Consider the following 21,527-nt stretch of genomic DNA (forward strand, 5'->3'; position numbering starts at 1 on the left):
GCGCTGCGCAATGGAACTCCACGACGTCTGGTTCGTCCTCATCGCCGTCCTGTGGATCGGCTACTTCTTCCTGGAGGGCTTCGACTTCGGAGTCGGCATCCTCACCAAGCTGCTCGCCCGGGACCGGGCCGAGCGGCGGGTACTGATCAACACCATCGGACCCGTCTGGGACGGCAACGAGGTGTGGCTGCTCACCGCAGGCGGCGCCACCTTCGCCGCGTTCCCCGAGTGGTACGCCACCCTCTTCTCCGGCTTCTACCTGCCGCTGCTGATCATCCTGCTCTGCCTCATCGTGCGCGGGGTCGCCTTCGAGTACCGCGCCAAGCGGGAGGACGAGCGCTGGCAGCGCAACTGGGAGCACGCCATCTTCTGGACCTCCCTGATCACCGCGTTCCTGTGGGGAGTGGCCTTCGCCAACATCGTGCGCGGGGTGCGGATCGACGCGGACATGGAGTACGTCGGCAACCTGGCCGACCTGCTCAACCCCTACGCGCTGCTCGGCGGCCTGGTCACCCTCACCCTCTTCATCTTCCACGGGGCCGTCTTCACCGCGCTCAAGACCGCCGGCGACATCCGCACCCGCGCCCGCCGCACCGCGACCGGCGCGGGCGCCACCGCCGCCGTGCTCGCACTCGGCTTCCTGCTGTGGACCCAGGCCCACCGAGGCGACACCGCCTCCCTGGCCGCCCTGCTGGTGGCCGCCGCCGCCCTGGTCGCCGCGCTCGCCACCAACCTCGCCGGCCGCGAGGGCTGGGCCTTCACCTGCTCCGGACTGGCGATCGTCGCCGCGGTGGCGATGCTCTTCCTGTCCCTGTTCCCGAACGTCATGCCCTCGACCCTGAACGAGCAGTGGAGCCTGACCGTCAGCAACGCCTCCTCCACCCCCTACACGTTGAAGATCATGACCTGGTGCGCGGCCCTGGCCACTCCCGTCGTCCTGCTCTACCAGGGCTGGACCTACTGGGTGTTCCGCAAGCGCATCGGAACCCAGCACCTCGCCCCCTCCGGCGGACACTGAACCGGGGCCACCTGATGAAGCCTGTCGATCCGCGGCTTGTGCGCTACGCCCGTGCCACGCGTGTCTTCCTCGTCGCCTCCGTGGCCCTCGGGCTGGCCGGCGCCGGGCTCGTCGTCGCCCAGGCCGTACTGCTCGCGGACGTGGTCGTCGGCGCCTACCGGAACGGAACCTTCGAGCAGGGCGCACTGCTCCTGCTCGCCGCCGTCTCCCTCGCCCGCGCACTGGTCTCCTGGCTGACCGAACTGGCCGCGCACCGCTCCGGGGCCGCCGTCAAGTCCGAGCTGCGGGTGCGACTGCTGGAGCGGGCCACCGCGCTCGGACCCGGCTACCTCACCACGCAGCGCACCGGCGAGCTCACCACTCTCGCGACCCGGGGCATCGACGCGCTCGACGACTACTTCGCCCGCTACCTGCCCCAGCTCGGCCTCGCCGTCGTGGTGCCCGCCGCCGTACTGGCCCGCATCGTGACCGCCGACTGGATCTCGGCGGCCATCATCGTCGTCACCCTGCCGCTGATCCCGGTGTTCATGGCACTCATCGGCTGGGCCACCCAGTCGCGGATGGACAGGCAGTGGAAGCTGCTCTCCCGGCTGTCCGGCCACTTCCTCGACGTCGTCGCCGGGCTGCCGACGCTGAAGGTCTTCGGCCGCGCCAAGGCCCAGGCCGACAACATCCGCACCATCACCGCCGACTACCGCCGCGCCACCCTGCGCACGCTGCGGCTGGCGTTCCTCTCGTCGTTCGCGCTGGAACTCCTGGCGACCATCTCGGTGGCCATCGTCGCCGTCAGCATCGGAACCCGCCTGGTGCACGGGGAGATGGACCTGCATACCGGGCTGCTGGTGCTGATCCTCGCGCCGGAGGCGTACCTGCCGCTGCGCCAGGTCGGCACCCACTACCACGCGGCCGCCGAAGGGCTGGCGGCGGCGGAGTCGGTCTTCGAGGTGCTGGAGCGGCCCATGCCGTCCTCCGGCACGGCCCGCGTGGACGTCTCCGGTGCCGCCGTGGCGCTGGAGGGAGTCGCCGTACGGCACGAGGGGCGTGCGGGACGGTCGCTGCCACCGACGGACCTGATGCTGCGCCCCGGTGAGACGGTTGCCCTCACCGGCCCCTCGGGAGGGGGCAAGTCCACCCTGCTGTCGGTGCTGCTGGGCTTCACCGCTCCCATCGAGGGCCGGGTGCTGGTGGGCGGCGTGCCGCTCGCCGAGCTGAACCTCGCCGCCTGGCACCAGCAGATCGCCTGGGTGCCCCAGCACCCGTACCTCTTCGCGGGGTCGGTTGCGGAGAACGTCCGTCTGGCACGGCCCGACGCCGGTGAGGCAGCCGTCGTCCGGGCGCTCGCCGACGCCGGGGCGCCGGAGCTCGACCCGGCACTGGAGCTGGGGGAGTCGGGGACGGGTCTCTCCGCAGGACAGCGCCGCCGCGTCGCCCTCGCCCGCGCCTTTCTCGCCGACCGCCCGCTGGTGCTGCTCGACGAGCCGACGGCGGCGCTGGACGGGGCGACCGAGGCCGCCGTACTGGCCGCCGTACGGCGGCTGACCAAGGGCAAGACGGTGGTCCTGGTGACCCACCGGCCGGCGCTGCTGGCAGCGGCGGACCGGGTGTTCGAGCTGCCCGGCGACCCGGTGACGAGGCGGGCTGCCGCGACCGCATCGGAGCAGCCCGCGGTCAGGGGCGGCAGCGGGGACGCCCCCGGCCTGAGAGTGGGGGAGGGCCGAGGCAGCCCGCAGACACCCACCGACGCCCGCCTCTCACCAGCAGTGGGCGCCGCCCCCACCCGAAACCCCCTCACCCGCGTCCGCGAAACGGCCCACGGCCTGCGCCGCAAGTTCACCCTCGCGCTCGCCCTGGGCGCCCTCGCGGCGGCCTCGGCGACAGGGCTGATGGCGACCTCGGGCTGGCTGATCTCACGCGCCGCCCAGCAGCCGCCGATCCTCTATCTCATGGTGGCGGTCACCGCGACCCGGGCTTTCGGCATCGGCCGAGCCGTCTTCCGCTACGCGGAACGCCTCGTCTCGCACGATGCCGCCCTGCGCGTCCTCGCGGAGCTCCGCGTCACCGTCTACCGGCGACTGGAGCGCCTGGCCCCGGCGGGCCTGCGGAACCGGGCGCGCGGCGACCTGCTCACCCGCCTGGTCTCGGACGTGGACGCGCTCCAGGACTACTTCCTGCGCTGGCTGCTGCCGGCCACCGTCGCCGGAACGGTCAGCGTGGCGGCGGTCGTCTTCGCCGCCTGGCTGCTGCCCGCCGCCGGGGCGGCCCTCGCGGTGGGCCTGGCGGTGGCGGGCATCGCGGTACCCGCGCTCACAGCGGCGCTCTCCCGGCGTACGGAGCGCCGACTGGCCCCCGCGCGGGCCCGATTGGCGGTCCGTACCGTGGACCTGCTCACCGGTACCGCGTCCGGTGAACTGCCGGTCACCGGCGCGCTCGCTGCCCGCCGCGCCGGTGTGACCGAGGCGGACACGGAGCTGACCGGGATCGCGGCGCGCTCGGCGTCCGGCACCGCGCTGGCGTCCGGGCTGAGCACCCTGGCCGCCGGTCTGACCGTGACGGCAGCGGCATGGGCGGGCGCACGCGCCACCACGGCCGGCGGGCTGGACGGGCTCCTCCTGGCCACGGTCGTCCTCACCCCGCTCGCCGTGTTCGAGGTGGTGACGCCGCTTCCCCAGGCTGTGCAGTTCCGGCAGCGGGTGCGGCGCTCGGCGGAGCGGGTGTACGAGGTACTGGACGCACCCGCGCCGGTCCAGGAACCCGAACACCCCGAACCGCTGCCCGCCGACCCGTTCCCCCTCCGCGTCCGCGGGCTGACCGTCCGTTATCCGGACACCCCGGCCGGGGTGCGGCCGGCCCTCGCCGGATTCGATCTGGATCTGACACCGGGCCGCCGGGTGGCCGTCGTCGGCGCTTCGGGCTCCGGCAAGACGACCCTCGCCAACGCGCTGCTCCGCTTCGTGGACCCACAGGCGGGCACCTACACCTACGGCCCGGACCCGGCCGTCTCCGCGCTCGCCGCGACAACCGACACCGTCCGACGGCAGATCGGTCTCTGCGCCCAGGACGCCCACCTGTTCGACAGCTCGGTGCGGGAGAACCTGCGGCTGGCCAGGCCGTCCGCGGCCGAACCCCAACTGCACGCGGCGCTCGCCGCCGCCCGTCTGGACGACTGGGTGGCGACCCTCCCACGCGGCCTGGACACCCTGGTCGGCGAGTACGGCGCCCAGCTCTCCGGTGGTCAGCGGCAACGCCTCGCGCTGGCCCGGGCCCTCCTCGCCGACTTCCCCGTCCTCGTGCTGGACGAGCCCGCCGAACACCTGGACCTGCCCACGGCCGACGCGCTGACCGCCGACCTGCTGGCTGCCACGGAGGGCCGTACGACCGTCCTGATCACCCACCGCCTCCAGGGGCTGGCCGCGGTGGACGAGATCGTCGTGCTGGACCGCGGCCGCGTCGTCGAACGCGGCGGCTATGCCGAACTGGCACGTTCCGGAGGCCCGTTCGCGGCGGCGCTGGAGCGCGAACGCGCTGCCGCCCCCGGTGCTGCCGCCGCTTCCGGCGCCGCTCCGGTGTCGGCGGTGTGACCTGCGCACCGACCCGGTACCGCGGCAGTCGGCCTGCTCAGGCGGCGCGTTCCGCCGCGCTGCGCTCCACGCAGAACTCGTTGCCCTCCGGGTCGGCGAGCGTCGCCCAGCCCCTGCCGTCCGCGGTGCGGTGGTCGGCGACCAGCGTGGCGCCCAGGGCCAGGATCCGCTCGACCTCTTCCTCCCGGGTGCGGTCCTGCGGCTGGAGGTCGAGGTGGACCCTGTTCTTGACCGTCTTGGCCTCTTCGACGGTCACGAACAGCAGCGCCGCGCCCGGTGCCGTCACCAGCGCCTCGGGGTCGCCCGGCCGGTCTTCTTCGGACAGGGTGCCCTCCAGCACCGCGGCCCAGAACAGGCCCTGGCGGTAGGCGTCGTGGCAGTCGAAGGTGAGGTGGCGCACGAGGGAAGACATACGGAGAACTATCGACCGGGCCGCTCCGCCGGTCCACCGCGTTTCTCCACCACCGTCGCACCCGCGCCGCGGGGATGCGCCTCGGTGCTGACCGCGACCGTGTTGGCGGCCACGATGACCAGGACGGCGGCCCAGGAGAGCGCCGGAAGGTGCTGGCCCAGCGCGACCAGTCCGATCAGCGCCGCCGAGACCGGGTTGACGCTCATGAAGACCCCGAAGAAGTGCGCCGGGACCCGGCGCAGCGCCATGAGGTCGGACAGGAACGGCACGGCGGAGGACAGCACCCCGGCGGCCAGGGCGCAGGACACGGCCGCGAGCGTGGGCCGGTGGTGCAGCAGCGCACCGATCCCGAGCGGCAGATACAGCGCTCCGGAGACCAGCGCCGCGGCGGCCGAGCCCTGCGCCCCGGGCAGCCGCTCCCCCACCGTGCGGTTGAGCAGGATGTAGCAGCCCCAGCAGACCGCCGCCAGCAGCGCGAGCGCGATGCCGAGGTAGTCGGTGCTCGGCTCGGGCCGTACCAGCACGACCACGGCCGCCGCGGCGGCCCCGGCACAGCCCAGATGCAGCCGCCGCCGCGAACCGGCCAGCGCCACGGTCAGCGGGCCGAGGAACTCCAGCGTCACCGCCAGGCCGAGCCCGATCCGGTCGATCGCCGCGTACAGCGACAGGTTCATCGCGGCGAACACCACGGCCAGGCCGAGCACCGGCCGCCACTGCGCGGCGGTGAAGGACCGCAGCCGCGGCCGGCCGGCGGCCAGCAGCAGCACGGCGGCCACCCACTGGCGTACCGCCACCACGCCGACCGGGCCGAGCGTCGGGAAGGCGAGCGAGGCGAGAGCCGCACCGGACTGGTTGGAGACGCTGCTGCACAGCATCAGTGCCAGTCCGGACAGTCGGCCGCGGCCGCGGTGGGAGGGGCCGGGCACGTCGGGTGTGCCGGCTGCGTCGGGTGTGCCGGTCGCATCGAGCGCGCCGGGTGCGGGTGCGGGTGCGTCGGTGACTGGTGCGGGTGCGCTGGGTGCCGGGTGCGCGCGGGGTGCGGAGGACCGTGCCATGACCGCACTGTCGTCCGCCGCCATGCATACGCAAAATGCATCGCAGCGGCCATCGATACGCTGTACGTATGCAGAACGCGTCAGGGCCGGAACTGGAGCTGCGCCAGCTGCGCTGCCTGGTCACCATCGTCGACACCGGGAGCTTCACCGACGCCGCTCTCGAACTGGGCGTCTCGCAGGCCGCGGTCAGCCGCACCCTGCGGTCCCTGGAGCAGCTCCTCGGCGTCCGGCTGCTGCACCGCACGAGCCGCACCGTCTCCACCACGACCGCCGGAGTGGAGGTCCTGGTCCGCGCCCGCCAGTTGCTCGCCGAGGCCGACAACCTGGTCCGCGCGGCCACCGCCGGGCACACCCGCCTCCGCCTCGGGCACGCCTGGTCCTCCGCGGGCCGGCACACAGCGGAGTTCCAGCGCCGCTGGGCCGAGCGCCACCCCGGCATCGAGTTGCAGCTGATCCGCCACAACAGTCCGACGGGCGGACTGGCCGAAGGGGCGTGCGACCTCGCCCTCGTGCGCACCGCCGTCGACCGGCACCGTTACGCGCACGCGGTCCTCGGCCACGAGCGCCGCGTCCTCGCCATGGCCTCCGACGACCCCTGGGCCAGGCGCCGCAGCATCCGCCTCGACGAGGCGCGGCAGCGCACCGTCGTCGTGGACCGGCGCACCGGCAGCACCACCCTCGAACTGTGGCCCGCGGAGTCGCGCCCGGCCACCGAGTACACCCACGACATCGACGACTGGCTGGCCGCCATCGCCACCGGGCGCTGCGTCGGCATCACCCCCGAGGCCACCAGCACCCAGTACCGCCGCGTCGGCATCGCCTACCGCCCGCTGCGCGACGCCGCCCCCGTACCCGTCCACCTCATCTGGCAGCACCACGACCCGCACCCCGCTACCCACGCCGCGGCCGCCCTGCTGACCGACCTCTACCGGGAGCACTCCTGACGCACCCCGGCGAGCGGGCCGCCGTCCGCCGCGAGCGCTCTCGGCCCGACGTCCGGACCGCCCGGTGCGCCCGGCAGGGGGTGTCTCACAGGAAGCTCTCGATCACGGCGGCCACTCCGTCGTCCTCGTTGGAGCCGGTGACGTGGTCCGTGCTCAGCAGCACGTCGGGGTGGGCGTTGGCCATCGCGTAGGACCTGCCGGCCCAGGTGAGCATCGCCAGGTCGTTGGGCATGTCGCCGAAGGCGGCGACCTCGTGCGGGGCGATGCCGCGCTCCTGGCAGGCCAGCGCGAGAGTGCTGGCCTTGCTGACGCCGCGGCCGGATATCTCCAGCAGCGCGCTGGGGCTGGAGCGGGTGAACTCGGCGTGGGCCCCGGCGGCGGTGCAGCCGAGCGTGAGGAAGGCGTCGGGGTCGCCGGTCGGGTGGTGGGCGAGGAGCTTGACGATCGGATCGGCGAGGTGGCCGTCCCCACCGTCGGCCAGCAGTTCGTCCACCGGTGCGTAGGAGGCCCCGGGATCCTGCGGGAAGGACGGGTAGGCGGGCTCGTAGTGGATGCCCGCGGTGCGCTCGACGGCGAAGCTCACGCCGGGCGCCGCTTCCCGCAGCGCCTGCACCACATGGACCGCGTCCCGCCGCGCGAGTTCGCGCACTCGGATCACCCGGCCGCCCGCGTGCAGGTCGACGACGGCCGCGCCGTTCGCGCAGATGGCGAGACCGTGGCCGTGCACGTGCTCGCTGACGATGTCCATCCAGCGGGCGGGCCGGCCGGTGACGAAGAACACCTCGATCCCGGCTGCCTCCGCCGCGGCGAGGGCCGCGATGGTGCGGTCCGAGACCGTCTTGTCGTTCCGCAGCAGGGTGCCGTCCAGATCGGTGGCGATCAGCCGGGGGGCGGTGCGCCTGCCGGGCGACGGCTGGGTCCGGGGGGCGGGGCGTTCGGACGAACGAGTCGGATGAGTCACGTGAACCATCTTCGCGCATATGCCTGAACATGTGTGCGGACCTTCGCACGGATGAGTGACGAATAAGAGCACACAGTGAGGACAGGGGGCACGCCAGCGCACGTAAGGGGCGCACGAGACGGAAGTGAGCCACCCCCTATGCCCACCCGGACGCGGAGAGGATCGGGACGGGCCGCACGCCCGGCCGGGCGCGGAGACGGCGGGACGGTCATCCCGGTCATCCTGGCTCTTGGCAGGTCAAAGCACTCTTGTCGTCCCTGAAGCGGTCGAACAGGCACAATCGAAGAGAGCGCCTCATACGTGCTGCGCTCCCGCGCTACAGCCTTCGCGCCTCAGGAAGGAGCGGCTGCCATGGCTCGTCACTCGCGCTACGTCGCAGACCGTGGTCTGACCGCACGGATGGTCACCACCATGTTCCTGATCGGCCTGCTCTACGTCGTTCTGGTCGGCGTCCTGGTGGCAGTGCTGAGCAACGCCTGGCCCTTCGTGCTGGTGATCGCGGGCGGGCTGTTCGTGGCGCAGTTCTGGTTCAGCGACCGGATCGCAGCCTTCAGCATGGGCGCCCGCGAGGTCACCCCGCAGCAGGCTCCGGAGCTGCACGGCGCCGTCGACCGGCTGTGCGCCCTCGCCGACATGCCCAAGCCGCGGGTGGCCATCGCCGACAGCGACGTCCCCAACGCGTTCGCCACCGGCCGGAACCAGAAGAACGCCCTGGTCTGCGCCACCACCGGACTGATGCGCCGGCTTGAGCGGGACGAACTCGAAGGGGTGCTCTCGCACGAGCTGTCGCACGTCGCGCACCGGGACGTCGCCGTCATGACCATCGCCTCCTTCCTCGGCGTGCTCGCCGGGATCATGACCCGCGTGGCGCTGTGGGGCAGCCTCGGCCGCAGCGCGGGCCGGGACAACAACGGGGTGGGGCTGCTCCTGCTGCTCGTCCCGCTGGTCAGCGCCCTCGTCTACGTGATCAGCTTTCTGCTCACCCGGCTGCTGTCCCGCTACCGCGAGCTGTCGGCCGACCGCGCCGGAGCGCTGCTGACCGGACGCCCCTCCACCCTGGCCTCCGCCCTCACCAAGATCAGCGGCGACATGGCCCGGATCCCGACCAAGGACCTGCGGAAGGCCGAGCCGTACAACGCCTTCTTCTTCGTCCCGGCGTTCTCCGGCGAGAGCCTCGCCTCGCTGTTCTCCTCGCACCCGAAGCTGGAGAAGCGGCTGGAGCAGCTCAGCCGGATATCGACGCAGCTCGGCCAGTGACCACCGCTCCCCTCATCGGGACGGCTCCGGCGCGCGGCCGGCCGGCGAGGGCGGCCCGACGGGCGACGGCTCACCACCGACGAAGGACGGCTCACCACCGAGGGACGACGACTACCGAGGGACGACGACTACCGAGGGACGACGACCACCGAGGGACGACGACTACCGAGGGACGACGACCACCGAGGGACGACGACTCACTTCTGAACGGAGGCCGAGCGTGGGCTTTCTCGACGTGCTCCTGGGCCGCAGCAAGCCCAAGCGCCCCGACCTCGACCAGCTCTTCGCGCTGCCCGCCGCCGCGCTGACCTTGCAGGCCGGGACCGCGTTCCTGCCGACCGGCATCGGAGCCGTCTGCTTCGCCAGTGTGGAGGGGGGCGCCTTCAACCGGCTGCGGAGCGACGTGCGCGAACTGCTGGACGCGGACACCGCGCGCGGCGGCATCCCCGTCGAGTTCAGCCAGGACTCCTACGGCTACACCTGGCTCACCGCGCGCCAGCCGCCCGACGACATGGCGGCGCTCGTCAACGATCTGCACGCCGTCAACACTCTCCTCGCCGAGGGCGGGTTCGGCCCGCAGCTGCTCTGCTCGCTGGTGTCCTTCCGGCACGAGAGCTCGGGCGCCGCGCTCGCGCTGATCTACCTCTACAAGCGCGGCACCTTCTACCCGTTCGCCCCGCTGCTCGGCGGCGCGGAGAAACGGGACAACGCGCTGGAGCTCCAGGTGCGCGGACTGTTGGCGAACGACCTCACGGTGGAGGAGGACCTCGGCCGCTGGTTCCCCGTCTGGGGCGCCCCCGGGCTCTGAGCGCACGCGCAGCCCGGACGGAGAACCGCACGGAACCGCCCCGCCGCGTTCCGCCGCCGGCGCCTTGGCAACCCCTCCCTGCGGGGGGCGGATTCAGCTCTGGCAGGATCATGCGCTCAGAACATGGTCCGGCCGTGCGGGCGAAGCGCCCCGGCCGGATACGGGGATCAACGGGGAAGTGAGGACGACATGCGTACGTGGACTCGTGCTGTTCCGGCGGTGGCCGGAGCGCTGGTACTGACCGTCGCGGTGACCGGGTGCAACAGCCACTCGAGCTCGAAGAAGTCGAAGAAGAAGAGCCACGCGGGGTCGCACTCCTCACACTCCCGCTCCTCGAAGGAGAAGACGACCTTCCGGCTGGGCCAGGCCAGCCCGGTCCAGAAGAGCGACAAGTCGAGCTCCAGGGGCGCCAGGTACACGGTCACGCCGACCAAGGTGCAGACCGGTACGAAGGCCGACATGGACAACTCCGGCCTCAAGAAGGACGAGGACGACGGCCCGCAGATCCCCGTCTACGTCTGGTCGACCCTGGAGAACAAGGGCGGCAAGCCCATGGAACTCGGCGACATGGACGACGACCTGGTCGTCAAGACGGACAAGAACAAGCGCACCCGCGCCCTCATCGTCCTCCTCGGCCAGGCCAAGTGGCCCAACTGCCCCAGCTTCGACTCCGACAAGGAGATGAAGCCGGGCGACTCGGAGAAGATCTGCTCGGCCTTCCTCGTCCCGGCGGGCCAGAAGGCCGCCGCGGTCGAGCTGAACCGGGGCTTCTCCAAGGCCCCGCTGGAGTGGCCCGTCACCAAGTAGCCGAGCGGCCGACGAGCATCCGGTGCTCGCGGCACTCCCGGCGTCCCGGCGCCTCCCACGTGCGCGTCCCCGTCACCGGGGACGCGCACGTGGCGTTCGCGGGCGGGTGGGCCGGCGGACGCACGGGCGGACGGGCCCCGTCGGGCGGCTGCGCTGTGGGCGAAGTGGGCTGGGCAGGCCGCACGTTCGCTGGTTGTGTGGCGGGATGGAGATACTCGTTCTGGGCGGAACGGCGTGGGTGGGGCGCGAACTGGCGCGGCAGGCGATCGAGTGCGGACACACGGTGACGTGCCTCGCGCGCGGAGAGAGCGGGGAGGTCGCCGACGGCGCCACGCTGGTCGCCGCCGACCGGCGTGACCCCGCGGCGTACACGCCGCTGGCCGGGCGGACATGGGACGCGGTCTTCGAGGTCTCGTGGCAGCCGGACTTCGTCCGCGGTGCGCTCGACGCGTTCGGCGACCGGGCCGGGCACTGGACCTACGTCTCCTCCGGCAACGCCTACGCCTCCCACGCCACGCTCGGCGCCGACGAGTCCGCGCCCACTCTCGCCCCCACCGACCGGGGCGAGGTCGACCGCTCGCTGTACGGCGAGGCCAAGGTCGCCTGCGAGGAGGCGTCGGCCGCCGCTGTCGGCGACCGGCTCCTGACCGCCCGCTGCGGCCTCATCGGCGGGCCCGGCGACGCAAGCGGCCGGTCCGGCTACTGGGTGGCCCGCGCGGCCCGCGACCCGCACGGGACGATGCTGGTGCCCGACACCCCGGCCGTGCCGACCCAGACGGTCGACGTCCGGGACCTGGCCGGCTGGCTGCTCCGCGCCGCCGGGAACGGGACCACGGGTACGTACGACGCGGTGGGACCGGTCGTTCCCTTCGCGGACTGGATCGCGCTGTCCCGGCACGCGGGAGGCCACACCGGGCCGGTGCGCTCCGCGGGGTCGGATTGGCTGCTCGCCCACGGCGTGGCCCAGTACATGGGCCCCGAGTCGCTGCCGATGTGGCTGGTGGAGCCCGGCTGGGAAGGGTTCTCGGCCCGCAGCGGCGCCGCCGCGCGCGCCGCCGGACTCCACCACCGGCCCCGCGAGGAGATGCTGGCCGACACCCTGTGCTGGGAGCGCGAGCAGGGCCTGGACAGGTCGCGGCGGGCCGGGCTCGGCGCGGAGCGCGAACGGGAACTGCTCGTGGTGCTGGGCTGACGTGGTGCTGGGCTGACTCGGTGCTGTGCTGACTCGGTGCTGGGCTGACGCGGTGCGCAGCGGAGCCGGGCCGGGGTGCCCCGCATAGCATGACGCCATGGCGAAGACGGCGACGCTCTACCACAACACCCGCTGCGGGACCTCCCGGAAGGTCCTGGCACTGCTGGAGGACGCGGGCTACGACATCGAGATCGTGGAGTATCTGAAGACCCCGCCGGACGCGGAGACCCTGCGCGGACTCATCTCCGACGCGGAGATCCGGACCGGGGACGCCGTCCGGACGAAGGAGGCCGCCTACCAGGAACTCGGCCTCGACCGGGCCGACGTGACCGACGCCGAGCTGATCAAGGCAATGACCGCACACCCCGCACTGATCCAGCGGCCCTTCGTGGTGACGGACAAGGGCACCCGGCTGGCACGGCCGGCCGAGGTCGCGAACGAGGTGCTGTAGCCCGCTACGGCTGCCCGCGCGGGAGCGTCCCGGTCGAAGGGCTGCCGGGGCGGGTTCGGGGGGATCGGGCTCGGAGCGGGCGGTCGGACGAGCGCGGCGGGTCGCATCCGCTGCCCACCCCCGAGAGTCACAGGAGTCTCATATGAGCAGGTACGAGCAGGCGCGGGACACCCGGGCGCCGGGGACCCGGATACCGGCAGCCCGAGCCGCGGCGGAGCGGGCCGCCGACGACGCCGGGCAGGACCGGGCCGCGGCGGACCGGGCCGCGGCGGAGCGGGAGCGCGTGGCCGCGTTCCGCACCCGCATCGGTGCGCCCGCGCTGATCGACATCCACACGCACTTCATGCCGGAGCGGCTGCTGGCCAAGGTGTGGGCCTACTTCGACGCGGCCGGGCCGCTGGTCGGACGCGCCTGGCCGATCACCTACCGCACCGATGAGCAGCGCCGACTGGATGTGCTGCGCGGCTTCGGCGTCCGCGCGTTCACCTCGATGCTCTACCCGCACAAGCCCGGTATGGCCCGCTCCCTGAACGACTGGGCCGCCGACTTCGCGGCCCGCACGCCCGACTGCCTGCACACGGCCACCTTCTACGCCGAGCCCTGCGCCCCCGACGACGTGCGCCGCGCACTCGACCAGGGCGCCCGCGTCTTCAAATGCCACCTCCAGGTCGGCGGATTCGACCCGCGCGACCCCGCGCTGGAGGAGGTGTGGGGCCTGCTCGCCGACGCCGGCGTCCCCGTGGTCACGCACTGCGGATCCGGACCGGTGCCCGGCGCGTTCACCGGCCCCGGACCGATCGGTGCCGTAGTGGAGCGGCATCCGAGGCTGCGCCTGGTCGTCGCCCATCTGGGCATGCCCGAGTACACCGAGTTCCTCGCGCTGGCCGCACGCCATCCGGAGGTCATGCTGGACACCACGATGGCCTTCACCGGCTTCGCCGAGCAGGCCGCCCCGTTTCCGCGCGACGCCCTGCCCCGGCTGGCCGACCTCGGTGAGCGCGTACTGCTGGGCACCGACTTCCCCAACATTCCGTATCCGTACGCCGACGCGCTGGAGTCGCTGGAGGAGCGCACCGGCCTGGGCCCCGCGTGGCTGCGGGCCGTGTGCCACGACAACGCGGCACGGGTCTGCGGACTGGACTGACCCGGCGACGGCGCCAGGCCCTGCCCGGACCGTCCTGCCTCCTGGACTTCCTGACCGTCCTCCTGGGCTTCGTGCCCGTCACGCCTGTCCCGGCGTCCCAGCTGTACCGGGTCGTACCGGCTGTACCCATCGTCCCGGCTGTCCGGTCATCCCGGCTGTCCGGTCATCCCGGCAAGGAGTTCAGCCAGCGGGACAGGCCGCCGTACGCCATCGGGACGACCTCCTTGTAGGAGAGTTCGTCGTCCAGGGAGACCACCAGCCGGCAGAACGGCGGGTACCAGGTCCGCTTCAGATGAGCCCGCCGGTCGAAGACCGCTTCCAGGAACGCCGGGGTCGCTTCGCGCGGCAGATCGTGGAAGGTCACCCCGTCGACCGTGAGGTGCGCGTCGCCCTCCTCGAAGAGCTGGACCGAGATCTTCGGGGTGAGCGGTGCACCGCTGTCGTCCGCCGTGCTGCCGGTGGCGGGGATCTCCAGCAGGGCCTCGTGCGGGAGGGAGCCGTCCTCGTCGGTGACCGCGAACGCTCCGGCCGCCGTGCGCCGGGACGACTCGTCGGCACCGATGGCGTGCTCCACCGACACCGGGAGTCCCCTGCGCTCCGCCAGTGCGCACAGCACGGAGACGGCCGACTCGGTGCTGTGGAGCTCCGGCGTGCGGTGCGGAGGGCGGGTGTGGTCCATACCACCGAGGATGCCTGTTCCCGCGCCGGACCGCGAAGCGGGGTGCGCGGGCCTGTGCGCTTAAGCTCGGGGGTATGCGTCTGAGCACCGTGATCCTCCCTGTCCGCCGTTGGTCCGAGGGCGGACAGGAGAGGTGGCAGCGAGCCGAGGAGCTGGGCTTCCACGCCGCGTACACCTACGACCACCTCTCGTGGCGGGTCCCGTTCCGCGACGGCCCCTGGTTCGGTGCCGTCCCCACTCTCACCGCCGCTGCCGCCGCCACCTCCCGGCTGCGCCTCGGCACGATGGTCACCTCGCCGAACTTCCGGCACCCGGTCCCGCTGGCCAAGGAACTGATCACCCTCGACGATCTGAGCGACGGCCGGATCACCCTGGGTATCGGCGCCGGGGGCTCCGGCTTCGACGCGACCGCCCTGGGCGGGGAGGCGTGGACGCGCCGGGAACGGGCAGACCGCTTCGCCGAATTCGTGCCGCTGCTCGACCGGCTGCTCACCGAGGACGAGGTGACGGCCGAGGGCGTCTACTACACCGCCCACGAAGCGCGCGGACTCCCCGGCTGTGTGCAGCGGCCCCGGCTGCCGTTCACCGTCGCCGCGACCGGTCCGCGCGGGCTGCGGCTGGCCGCCCGCCACGGCCAGGCATGGGTGACGACGGGCGACCCGGCGGCCAACGAGTCCGGTACGCCTGCCGACTCCCGGGCCGCCCTCGCCCGCCAGACCGATGCCCTGGAGAAGGCGTGCGCCGACACCGGCCGGGCGCCGGACACCCTGGGCCGTACCCTGCTCACCGGCTTCACCCCCGACCGCCCGCTGGAGTCCCTCGACGCCTTCGTGGACTTCGCCGGCCGCCATGCCGCCCTCGGCTTCGACGAACTCGTCCTCCATTGGCCCCTCCCGGGCACCCGCTTCGAGGCCGACGAGAGGATCTTCGAGCGGATCGCCACCGAAGCCCCCGCCCAACTCGGCAGCGCCGGCTGAGCCGGCCGGGCGGGCTGGGCCGGGCGGGCTGGGCCGGGCGGGCTGGGCCGACCGGGCCGGGGGCCCGTAGCTCATCTCCCTTCCGTGCTCATCCGGTCCATCTGCCGGGCCCGCACCTCCCGCTCCGCCGCCGCCGCGATGAAGTCCGGCACCCGTTCCTGGCCGACGAGGGCGCCGACCGCCTCGACGGTTTCGGTCGGCAGTCGTATCTGTGCGGTGCGGGCCGGGTCCGCCGGTGCGGATTCGGCCGGGGCCGCGGCCGCCGAGCGGAGATGGTCGCGCAGGTTGCGCACGGCGAACTTCTGCATCGCCCGCGCCAGTTCGGCCTCCACGGTCTGCTGCGCCAGCGGGCGGAGGCGGCGCACCAGGTCCGCCGCCTCGGAGGCGTCCCCGTCGGAGAGGTGGACGCCCAGATAGCGGACGAACACATGCTCGTTGGTGAAGTCCAGGAAGCGGGCGGCGATGTGCTCCACCTGACCGCGCAGTTCCCGCAGCTGCCCGGTGATGGCCGGCAGCGGCACGCCCGCCTTGTGCAGTTCGGCCGCCACCGAGAGTTCCTGCGGGCTCGGCACCCGGAACTCGTCCCCGCGGTCCGGAAGTGGTTCCAGCACCCCCAGGGCCAGCGCCTCCGAGACCGCTTCCTCGTCGTACTCCCCGCCGAACAGCTCACCGAGTTCGGCGCGTGAGATGCGGCCCGACACCTCGTCCGTCCACGGTCCGTCCACCTCCGTCACCAGGCCCAGCACCCCGGCGAGTCCGCGGCCCTCGTCCCATGCCCGGAGCAGCTCCCTTATCGAGGCCAGCGTGTAGCCGCGCTCCAACAGGTCGGCGATCTGCTGGAGCCGGGCCAGATGCGAGTCGTCGTAGACGTTGGCACGGCCGCGCCGCCCGGGCTTGGGCAGCAGGCCCTTGTCCTGGTAGGCGCGGATGGTGCGCACCGTCGCGCCGCTGCGCTGCGCGAGGTCCTCGATGCGGTACTCGGACTCGGACGTCGAAGCCGACGTCGGCCCCGCGAAGTGGGGGGACGGAGGCATGGTCGTGAACTCCTCTGACGGCCGGTACGGCGCGACGGGCCCTCGGCTCCGCCGGCCGTCACCTCGGTCTGGGTCGTGTCTTCGAAGCCCGTCTACCCTTCGGGCGGACGACGCTCCTTCGAAGACACTCCCTGGGCGGGCGGTTGAATCCGGGCTATCCCGCGCAGCGCCCGCGGGGTGAAGCGGGACAGCAGCCGGGCGCCGCGGGCTTCGGGTGTCACCGGGACGACGGCCTGGTTGCGTACGACGGCGCGCAGGACGGCGTCCGCCACCTTCTCCGGCGGGTAGTTCCGTATCCCGTAGAGGCGGGAGGTGCGGCGCCTGCGGCGCTGCTGCTCCGCCTCGTCCACCCCGGCGAAGCGTGCGGACGCGGTGATGCCGGTGTTCACGAATCCGGGGCAGATCGCCGTCACCCCGATGTCCTTGCCCGCCAGCTCGGCGCGCAGACATTCGCTGAGCATCAGCACGGCGGCCTTGGAGGTGCTGTACGCGGGCAGCGCGCGGGAGGGCTGATAGGCGGCGGCGGAAGCGGTGTTGACGATGTGCCCGCCCTGACCCCGTTCGGCCATCTGCCGTCCGAAGAGGCGGCAGCCGTGGATGACCCCCCAGAGGTTGACGTCCAGCGTGCGCTTCCAGTCCTCGGTCGAGGTGTCCAGAAAGGCGCCCGCCATCCCGATGCCCGCGTTGTTGACCAGCACATCGACCGTGCCGTACTCGGCGGCCACCTTCTCGGCCAGCTTCTCCATCGCCTGCTCGTCCGCGACGTCGACCGTCTCCGCCCATGCCTGCGGCGCCCCCACCAGCCGGGCCGTGTCGGCGGTGCGGACGGCGCTCTCCGCGTCCCGGTCGACGGCGATCACCCGGGCTCCGGCCTCCGCGAAGGAGAACGCCGTCGCCCGGCCGATACCGCTGCCGGCTCCCGTCACCAGCACCAGTTGGCCGGCGAACCGGTCCGCGTACGAGCCGGCCGCCGCGGGCACCGGGGCCGGCAGCTCCGGATCGCTGCCGTCGACGAACTCGCCGATCCAGTCAGCCAGCCGGTCGGGCCGGGTGCGCGGCACCCAGTGCTTGGCCGGAAGCGTGCGCCGGGTCAGCCGCGATGCCCACTGCTCCAGGTCGTCGTACAGGTGCTCGCTCAGGAAGGCGTCCCCGGTCGGTGTGACGAGCTGCACCGGTGCGTGTGCGTAGCAGTCGGTGCGCGGACGGCGCAGCCGGGCCCGGACGTTGTCGCGGTAGAGCCAGGCGCCGTGCGCGGCGTCGTCGGGCAGCGAGTCGGTCGGATAGCCGCCCCGCGGCACCTTCTCGGACAGCTCCAGGAGCCGGGGCCAGCGCTTGCCGAGCGGCCCCCGCCACGCCAGCTCCGGCAGCATCGGGGTGTGCAGCGCGTACACGTACCAGGACTTGGCGCCCTGGCCGAGGAGTTGGGCCGCGCGACGCGGCGTCGGCCGGGTCGTCCGCTTCTTGATCCAGTGGCCGAAGTGGTCGAGCGACGGGCCGGAGATCGAGGTGAAGGAGGCGATCCGCCCTTCGGTACGGCGCACCGTCACGAACTCCCAGCCCTGCACCGATCCCCAGTCGTGGCCCACCAGGTGCACGGGCTCGCCCGGACTGACCGCGTCGATCACCGCGAGGAAGTCGTCGGTGAGTTTCTCCAGGGTGAACCCGCCGCGCAGCGGCTTGGGCGCCGTGGACCTGCCGCAGCCGCGCACGTCGTAGAGGACCACGTGGAAGCGGTCCTCGAGCCGGCGGGCCACCGCGGACCAGACCTCCTTGCTGTCCGGGTAGCCGTGCAGCAGGACCACCGTCGGCCGTGCGGTGTCGCCGAGCTCCGCGACGCACAGCTCGATCCCCCCGGTGGCGACCCGGCGGACCCGCGCGCCCGCCGGCAGTCCGCCCGCCTCCGTGCCACCGTCCGTCTTCGCGTTCATACCGCCTGTACCTCCTCCTGCCGGCACCGCACATGCGGCAGATCCTCATCCAGCCAGAACGCGCTCTCCACCGGGTCCCGGGAGTCGGTGACGACCAGGATCTCCTCGAACTTCGCGCCCGTCTTGTCCTGCCTCCGCGGTGCGTTCGTCGACGGCTCCCGGCACCTGCGCAACTTGACACCGATGAATGTGACATCGGTCCATGGCGGGGTCAAGAGGTCCTCCCCGCCTGTGGAAAACTCCCGGACGCGGTGGCCTGCGGCTGCTCCGGGCCCGGTCGTGGCCCTCCCCTACGGGTCCCTCCGACCTGAGAGTGAGGCGCCGGAGCACTTGAGAGGTACGTGCTCCGCGCCGAAACCGGCGCAGTGTCTGACGCGGACGCGGCGAGCGGCTCATAGCGTCGGAGCGTGACTGTGATCGCGATCGAAAGCCTCAGCAAGCGGTTCCCCCGGGTGACCGCCCTGGACCGGCTGACCGTCGGCATAGAGCCGGGGGTCACCGGTCTGGTGGGCGCCAACGGAGCCGGGAAGTCGACCCTCATCAAGATCCTGCTCGGGCTCTCACCCGCCACCGAGGGCACCGCGTCCGTGCTCGGCATGGATGTGGCCACCCAGGGGGGCGCGATCCGGGAGCGCGTGGGGTACATGCCCGAGCACGACTGCCTGCCCCCGGATGTGTCCGCCACCGAGTTCGTCGTCCACATGGCGCGGATGTCGGGACTGCCCGCGACCGCGGCTCGGGAGCGCACCGCCGACACCCTGCGCCACGTCGGCCTCTACGAGGAGCGCTACCGGCCGATGGGCGGCTACTCGACCGGCATGAAGCAGCGGGTGAAGCTCGCCCAGGCACTCGTGCACGACCCGCGGCTCGTCCTGCTGGACGAGCCGACCAACGGTCTCGACCCGGTCGGCCGCGACGAGATGCTCGGCCTGATCCGCCGGGTGCACACCGACTTCGGCATCTCCGTCCTGGTGACCTCGCACCTGCTGGGCGAATTGGAGCGCACCAGCGACCACATAGTCGTCATCGACGGCGGCCGGCTGCTGCGCTCCTCCTCGACCGCCGACTTCACCCAGCGGACCGCGGTCCTGGCCGTGGAGGTGACCGACACCGAAGAGCACCCCGACGGCACGGCGGTCCTCCGCGCCGCACTCCGGAAGGGCGGCCTGGACCCGCACGAGCCCGCGCCCGGCAGCGCACCTGCGCCCGGCGCCGGGCACCTGGTCACCCTCGACATCGGCGGCGAGAGCGGAGACGCCGACGAGTCGGTCCTGGACACCGTGCGGGACACCGTCGCCGAACTCGGCCTGGGCCTGGTCCGCATGGAACGGCGCAGGCACCAGATCTCCGAGGTCTTCACGGAAAGGAGCACCGGCGATGTCGCCTGACCAGACCCCCGCGCCCCCGGCCACCGCGAGCGGTGGGGCGGCCACCGCCGAACGCGGCCAGGACGTCATCCACAACATCGGCTACCGCGGCTACGAGGGGCCCCGGCTGGGCCGCTCCTACGCCCGGCGGGCGCTGTTCAGCCAGTCGCTGCGCGGTACGTACGGGCTGGGCCGCTCGGCCAAGTCCAAGGTGCTGCCGCTGCTGCTGTTCGCCGCCGTGTGCATCCCGGCCGCCATCCTGGTGGCGGTCGCGGCCCTGACCAAGGCCAAAGACCTGGAAGTCGGCTACGCGGAGTACGTACTGCTGATGCAGCCGCTGCTGGGCATCTACCTGGCGGCGGCCGCGCCGCAGGCCATCTCCATGGACCTGCGCTTCAAGACGACACCGCTCTACTTCTCGCGCCCCATGGAACGCAGCGACTACGTGGCCGCCAAGTACGCGGCGCTGTCGGCGGCGCTCTTCCTGTTCACAGCCATCCCGGTACTGATCATGTACATCGGTGCCCTGCTGGTGAAGCTCGACTTCGGCGACCAGACCGAGGCGGCCGCGCAGGGCCTGGTGTTCTGTGCGCTGTTCGCACTGCTGCACGCCGCCATCGCCGCCTGGATCGCGGCCCTCACCCCGCGCCGCGGCTTCGGCGTCGCCGCGATCATCGTCGCGATCACGGTTCCCTACTTCCTCGTCACCGCGCTCCAGGGCATCGCCTGGACCTCGGACAACAACGGCGCCATCGGCTGGCTCGGCCTGGGGTCGCCGGGGACGCTGCTGGACGGCGTGCAGAGCCGGTTCCTGGGCGGCCGCTCCGGGTTCCCGGACGCGCAGACCCTCACCGGCGCCCAGGGCGCCGTCTACCTCGTCGTCCTCGCGGCACTGATCGTCTGCTTCTGCACCCTGCTGCTGCGCCGCTACCGAAAGGCCGGACTGTGAGCACGATCCACATCGACCGCGTCTCCCGCTGGTTCGGGAACGTCGTCGCGGTCAACGACATCACCATGGACATCGCCCCCGGAGTCACCGGTCTCCTCGGGCCCAACGGCGCCGGCAAATCCACCCTCATCCACATGATGGGCGGCTTCCTCTCACCCTCGAACGGGACCGTCACGCTGGAGCCCTCACCCGGCCCGGACAGCAGGCCGGCAGCGGCGGCGCCGATCTGGCGCAACGAGGACTCCTACCGCCACATCGGCCTGGTGCCGGAGCGGGAGGGGATGTACGACTTCCTCACCGGCGAGGAGTTCGTCCTGGCCAACGCCGAACTGCACGGCCTGCGCGACCCGCGTGCCGCCGCCGCCGAGGCGCTGGCGACGGTGGAGATGGAACACGCCCAGGACCGCAGGATCTCCACCTACTCCAAGGGCATGCGGCAGCGCGTGAAAATGGCCTCCGCACTGGTGCACCATCCGACGGTGCTGCTGCTGGACGAGCCGTTCAACGGGATGGACCCGCGCCAGCGCATGCATCTGATGGAGCTGCTGCGCAGGATGGGCGACGAGGGCCGCACCGTGCTGTTCTCCTCGCACATCCTGGAGGAGGTCGAACAGCTCGCCTCGCACATCGAGGTCATCGTCGCGGGACGGCACGCGGCCAGCGGCGACTTCCGCAAGATCCGCCGCCTGATGACCGACCGGCCGCACCGCTACCTGGTGCGCTCCAGCGACGACCGGCGGCTGGCCGCCGCGCTCATCGCGGACGCCTCCACGGCGGGCATCGAGCTGGACCGGACCGAGGGGGCGCTGCGCATCCAGGCCGTCGACTTCACCCGCTTCACCACGCTGCTGCCCCGGGTCGCACGGGAGCACGGCATCCGGCTCCACACCGTCTCGCCCTCCGACGAGTCCCTGGAGAGCGTCTTCTCATACCTCGTCGCGGCCTGAGCGGCGGAAAGGAGCTGAC

19 protein-coding genes and 2 pseudogenes are annotated in these 21,527 nt (G+C 72.5%); 13 read left to right on the forward strand and 8 right to left on the reverse strand.

All coding sequences use genetic code 11. The annotated features are described in order from the left end of the window. The first annotated feature begins 10 nt into the window (after positions 1 to 10). Together cydB and cydD are read left to right on the forward strand one after the other, a co-directional pair. A complete protein-coding gene (gene cydB / locus ACFYMO_RS12485; RefSeq protein WP_366772666.1) occupies positions 11 to 1,018 on the forward strand; it encodes a cytochrome d ubiquinol oxidase subunit II in 1,008 nt (335 codons plus the stop codon). A 14-nt stretch (positions 1,019 to 1,032) separates the two neighbouring features. Beyond that, a complete protein-coding gene (gene cydD / locus ACFYMO_RS12490; RefSeq protein ID WP_388545995.1) occupies positions 1,033 to 4,596 on the forward strand; it encodes a thiol reductant ABC exporter subunit CydD in 3,564 nt (1,187 codons plus the stop codon). Between the two features lie 40 nt (positions 4,597 to 4,636). Here the strand turns inward: cydD and ACFYMO_RS12495 are convergent. Further along, positions 4,637 to 5,008, reverse strand: a pseudogene (locus ACFYMO_RS12495) (VOC family protein); the annotation flags it as partial. An 8-nt stretch (positions 5,009 to 5,016) separates the two neighbouring features. Further along, positions 5,017 to 5,883, reverse strand: a complete 867-nt coding sequence (locus ACFYMO_RS12500) for an EamA family transporter (RefSeq protein WP_366772706.1) — start codon at positions 5,881 to 5,883, stop codon at positions 5,017 to 5,019. 248 nt (positions 5,884 to 6,131) lie between these two features. Between ACFYMO_RS12500 and ACFYMO_RS12505 the strand changes: the two genes are divergently transcribed. Then, positions 6,132 to 7,007 carry a LysR family transcriptional regulator gene (locus tag ACFYMO_RS12505; protein WP_366772668.1) on the forward strand — a complete coding sequence of 292 codons (876 nt, stop codon included), beginning with the start codon at positions 6,132 to 6,134 and terminating at the stop codon, positions 7,005 to 7,007. An 85-nt stretch (positions 7,008 to 7,092) separates the two neighbouring features. On the opposite strand, the gene ACFYMO_RS12510 is transcribed toward ACFYMO_RS12505, so the two are convergent. Next, positions 7,093 to 7,977: an HAD family hydrolase gene (locus ACFYMO_RS12510; protein ID WP_388545999.1), complete on the reverse strand. Its 885-nt coding sequence runs from the start codon at positions 7,975 to 7,977 to the stop codon at positions 7,093 to 7,095. 342 nt (positions 7,978 to 8,319) lie between these two features. Between ACFYMO_RS12510 and htpX the strand changes: the two genes are divergently transcribed. Together htpX and ACFYMO_RS12520 are read left to right on the forward strand one after the other, a co-directional pair. Beyond that, positions 8,320 to 9,225 (forward strand): zinc metalloprotease HtpX, encoded by a 906-nt coding sequence (gene htpX / locus ACFYMO_RS12515; RefSeq protein WP_366772670.1) that lies wholly within the window; start codon positions 8,320 to 8,322, stop codon positions 9,223 to 9,225. 220 nt (positions 9,226 to 9,445) lie between these two features. Beyond that, the gene (locus ACFYMO_RS12520) at positions 9,446 to 10,033 is read left to right on the forward strand and encodes a hypothetical protein (RefSeq protein ID WP_366772671.1); all 588 of its coding nucleotides are present in this window, start codon (positions 9,446 to 9,448) and stop codon (positions 10,031 to 10,033) included. Positions 10,034 to 10,200: 167 nt separating this feature from the next. Here the strand turns inward: ACFYMO_RS12520 and ACFYMO_RS12525 are convergent, their stop codons facing one another. Continuing rightward, the gene (locus ACFYMO_RS12525; protein ID WP_366772672.1) at positions 10,201 to 10,494 is read right to left on the reverse strand and encodes a hypothetical protein; all 294 of its coding nucleotides are present in this window, start codon (positions 10,492 to 10,494) and stop codon (positions 10,201 to 10,203) included. Between ACFYMO_RS12525 and ACFYMO_RS12530 the strand changes: the two genes are divergently transcribed. The 4 genes from ACFYMO_RS12530 (at position 10,493) to ACFYMO_RS12545 (ending at position 13,627) form a co-directional block, all read left to right on the forward strand. Beyond that, positions 10,493 to 10,840: a hypothetical protein gene (locus ACFYMO_RS12530; RefSeq protein ID WP_366772673.1), complete on the forward strand. Its 348-nt coding sequence runs from the start codon at positions 10,493 to 10,495 to the stop codon at positions 10,838 to 10,840. The two genes, ACFYMO_RS12525 and ACFYMO_RS12530, sit on opposite strands and share 2 nt — an antisense overlap. A 205-nt stretch (positions 10,841 to 11,045) precedes the next feature. Continuing rightward, positions 11,046 to 12,032, forward strand: a complete 987-nt coding sequence (locus tag ACFYMO_RS12535; protein ID WP_388546004.1) for an oxidoreductase — start codon at positions 11,046 to 11,048, stop codon at positions 12,030 to 12,032. A gap of 97 nt (positions 12,033 to 12,129) precedes the next feature. Continuing rightward, the gene (gene arsC, locus ACFYMO_RS12540; RefSeq protein WP_366772676.1) at positions 12,130 to 12,483 is read left to right on the forward strand and encodes an arsenate reductase (glutaredoxin); all 354 of its coding nucleotides are present in this window, start codon (positions 12,130 to 12,132) and stop codon (positions 12,481 to 12,483) included. 142 nt (positions 12,484 to 12,625) lie between these two features. After that, positions 12,626 to 13,627: an amidohydrolase family protein gene (locus tag ACFYMO_RS12545; RefSeq protein ID WP_388546007.1), complete on the forward strand. Its 1,002-nt coding sequence runs from the start codon at positions 12,626 to 12,628 to the stop codon at positions 13,625 to 13,627. A 163-nt stretch (positions 13,628 to 13,790) separates the two neighbouring features. Here ACFYMO_RS12545 and ACFYMO_RS12550 read toward each other — a convergent pair whose 3' ends face one another. Next, on the reverse strand, positions 13,791 to 14,306 hold the full coding sequence (locus tag ACFYMO_RS12550; protein WP_366772678.1) for a hypothetical protein: 516 nt from the start codon (positions 14,304 to 14,306) through the stop codon (positions 13,791 to 13,793). A 74-nt stretch (positions 14,307 to 14,380) separates the two neighbouring features. Here ACFYMO_RS12550 and ACFYMO_RS12555 point away from each other — a divergent pair, with 74 nt between their 5' ends. Then, positions 14,381 to 15,283, forward strand: coding sequence for an LLM class flavin-dependent oxidoreductase (locus tag ACFYMO_RS12555; RefSeq protein ID WP_388546010.1), 903 nt, complete (start codon positions 14,381 to 14,383; stop codon positions 15,281 to 15,283). 71 nt (positions 15,284 to 15,354) lie between these two features. On the opposite strand, the gene ACFYMO_RS12560 is transcribed toward ACFYMO_RS12555, so the two are convergent. The 3 genes and pseudogenes from ACFYMO_RS12560 to ACFYMO_RS12570 form a co-directional block, all read right to left on the reverse strand. Then, a complete protein-coding gene (locus ACFYMO_RS12560; RefSeq protein WP_366772680.1) occupies positions 15,355 to 16,317 on the reverse strand; it encodes a MerR family transcriptional regulator in 963 nt (320 codons plus the stop codon). 92 nt (positions 16,318 to 16,409) lie between these two features. Then, on the reverse strand, positions 16,410 to 18,245 hold the full coding sequence (locus tag ACFYMO_RS12565) for an SDR family oxidoreductase (protein WP_366772681.1): 1,836 nt from the start codon (positions 18,243 to 18,245) through the stop codon (positions 16,410 to 16,412). Then, positions 18,242 to 18,367 (reverse strand): annotated as a pseudogene (locus ACFYMO_RS12570) (Xaa-Pro aminopeptidase); the annotation flags it as partial. The pseudogene ACFYMO_RS12570 and the gene ACFYMO_RS12565, both read right to left, overlap by 4 nt. A 291-nt stretch (positions 18,368 to 18,658) precedes the next feature. Here ACFYMO_RS12570 and ACFYMO_RS12575 point away from each other — a divergent pair. The 3 genes from ACFYMO_RS12575 to ACFYMO_RS12585 are packed head-to-tail and all read left to right on the forward strand — an operon-like array spanning position 18,659 to position 21,508. After that, positions 18,659 to 19,633, forward strand: a complete 975-nt coding sequence (locus ACFYMO_RS12575; protein WP_366772707.1) for an ABC transporter ATP-binding protein — start codon at positions 18,659 to 18,661, stop codon at positions 19,631 to 19,633. After that, positions 19,623 to 20,561 (forward strand): ABC transporter permease subunit, encoded by a 939-nt coding sequence (locus tag ACFYMO_RS12580; RefSeq protein WP_366772682.1) that lies wholly within the window; start codon positions 19,623 to 19,625, stop codon positions 20,559 to 20,561. Before ACFYMO_RS12575 ends, ACFYMO_RS12580 begins: the two co-directional genes overlap by 11 nt. After that, on the forward strand, positions 20,558 to 21,508 hold the full coding sequence (locus ACFYMO_RS12585; RefSeq protein WP_366772683.1) for an ABC transporter ATP-binding protein: 951 nt from the start codon (positions 20,558 to 20,560) through the stop codon (positions 21,506 to 21,508). Before ACFYMO_RS12580 ends, ACFYMO_RS12585 begins: the two co-directional genes overlap by 4 nt. Positions 21,509 to 21,527 lie beyond the last annotated feature (19 nt).

The organism is Streptomyces sp. NPDC007025 (assembly GCF_042869455.1).
Classification (GTDB): domain Bacteria; phylum Actinomycetota; class Actinomycetes; order Streptomycetales; family Streptomycetaceae; genus Streptomyces.

Excerpts from the sequence above, each read along its gene's own strand:
- cydB (WP_366772666.1), top strand. The coding sequence starts at position 11 with ATGGAACTCCACGACGTCTGGTTCGTCCTCATCGCCGTCCTGTGGATC.
- cydD (WP_388545995.1), top strand. The coding sequence starts at position 1,033 with ATGAAGCCTGTCGATCCGCGGCTTGTGCGCTACGCCCGTGCCACGCGT.
- ACFYMO_RS12500 (WP_366772706.1), bottom strand. The coding sequence starts at position 5,883 with ATGCTGTGCAGCAGCGTCTCCAACCAGTCCGGTGCGGCTCTCGCCTCG.
- ACFYMO_RS12505 (WP_366772668.1), top strand. The coding sequence starts at position 6,132 with ATGCAGAACGCGTCAGGGCCGGAACTGGAGCTGCGCCAGCTGCGCTGC.
- ACFYMO_RS12510 (WP_388545999.1), bottom strand. The coding sequence starts at position 7,977 with ATGGTTCACGTGACTCATCCGACTCGTTCGTCCGAACGCCCCGCCCCC.
- htpX (WP_366772670.1), top strand. The coding sequence starts at position 8,320 with ATGGCTCGTCACTCGCGCTACGTCGCAGACCGTGGTCTGACCGCACGG.
- ACFYMO_RS12530 (WP_366772673.1), top strand. The coding sequence starts at position 10,493 with ATGGACAACTCCGGCCTCAAGAAGGACGAGGACGACGGCCCGCAGATC.
- ACFYMO_RS12525 (WP_366772672.1), bottom strand. The coding sequence starts at position 10,494 with ATGTCGGCCTTCGTACCGGTCTGCACCTTGGTCGGCGTGACCGTGTAC.
- ACFYMO_RS12535 (WP_388546004.1), top strand. The coding sequence starts at position 11,046 with ATGGAGATACTCGTTCTGGGCGGAACGGCGTGGGTGGGGCGCGAACTG.
- arsC (WP_366772676.1), top strand. The coding sequence starts at position 12,130 with ATGGCGAAGACGGCGACGCTCTACCACAACACCCGCTGCGGGACCTCC.
- ACFYMO_RS12545 (WP_388546007.1), top strand. The coding sequence starts at position 12,626 with ATGAGCAGGTACGAGCAGGCGCGGGACACCCGGGCGCCGGGGACCCGG.
- ACFYMO_RS12550 (WP_366772678.1), bottom strand. The coding sequence starts at position 14,306 with ATGGACCACACCCGCCCTCCGCACCGCACGCCGGAGCTCCACAGCACC.
- ACFYMO_RS12555 (WP_388546010.1), top strand. The coding sequence starts at position 14,381 with ATGCGTCTGAGCACCGTGATCCTCCCTGTCCGCCGTTGGTCCGAGGGC.
- ACFYMO_RS12560 (WP_366772680.1), bottom strand. The coding sequence starts at position 16,317 with ATGCCTCCGTCCCCCCACTTCGCGGGGCCGACGTCGGCTTCGACGTCC.
- ACFYMO_RS12565 (WP_366772681.1), bottom strand. The coding sequence starts at position 18,245 with ATGAACGCGAAGACGGACGGTGGCACGGAGGCGGGCGGACTGCCGGCG.
- ACFYMO_RS12580 (WP_366772682.1), top strand. The coding sequence starts at position 19,623 with ATGTCGCCTGACCAGACCCCCGCGCCCCCGGCCACCGCGAGCGGTGGG.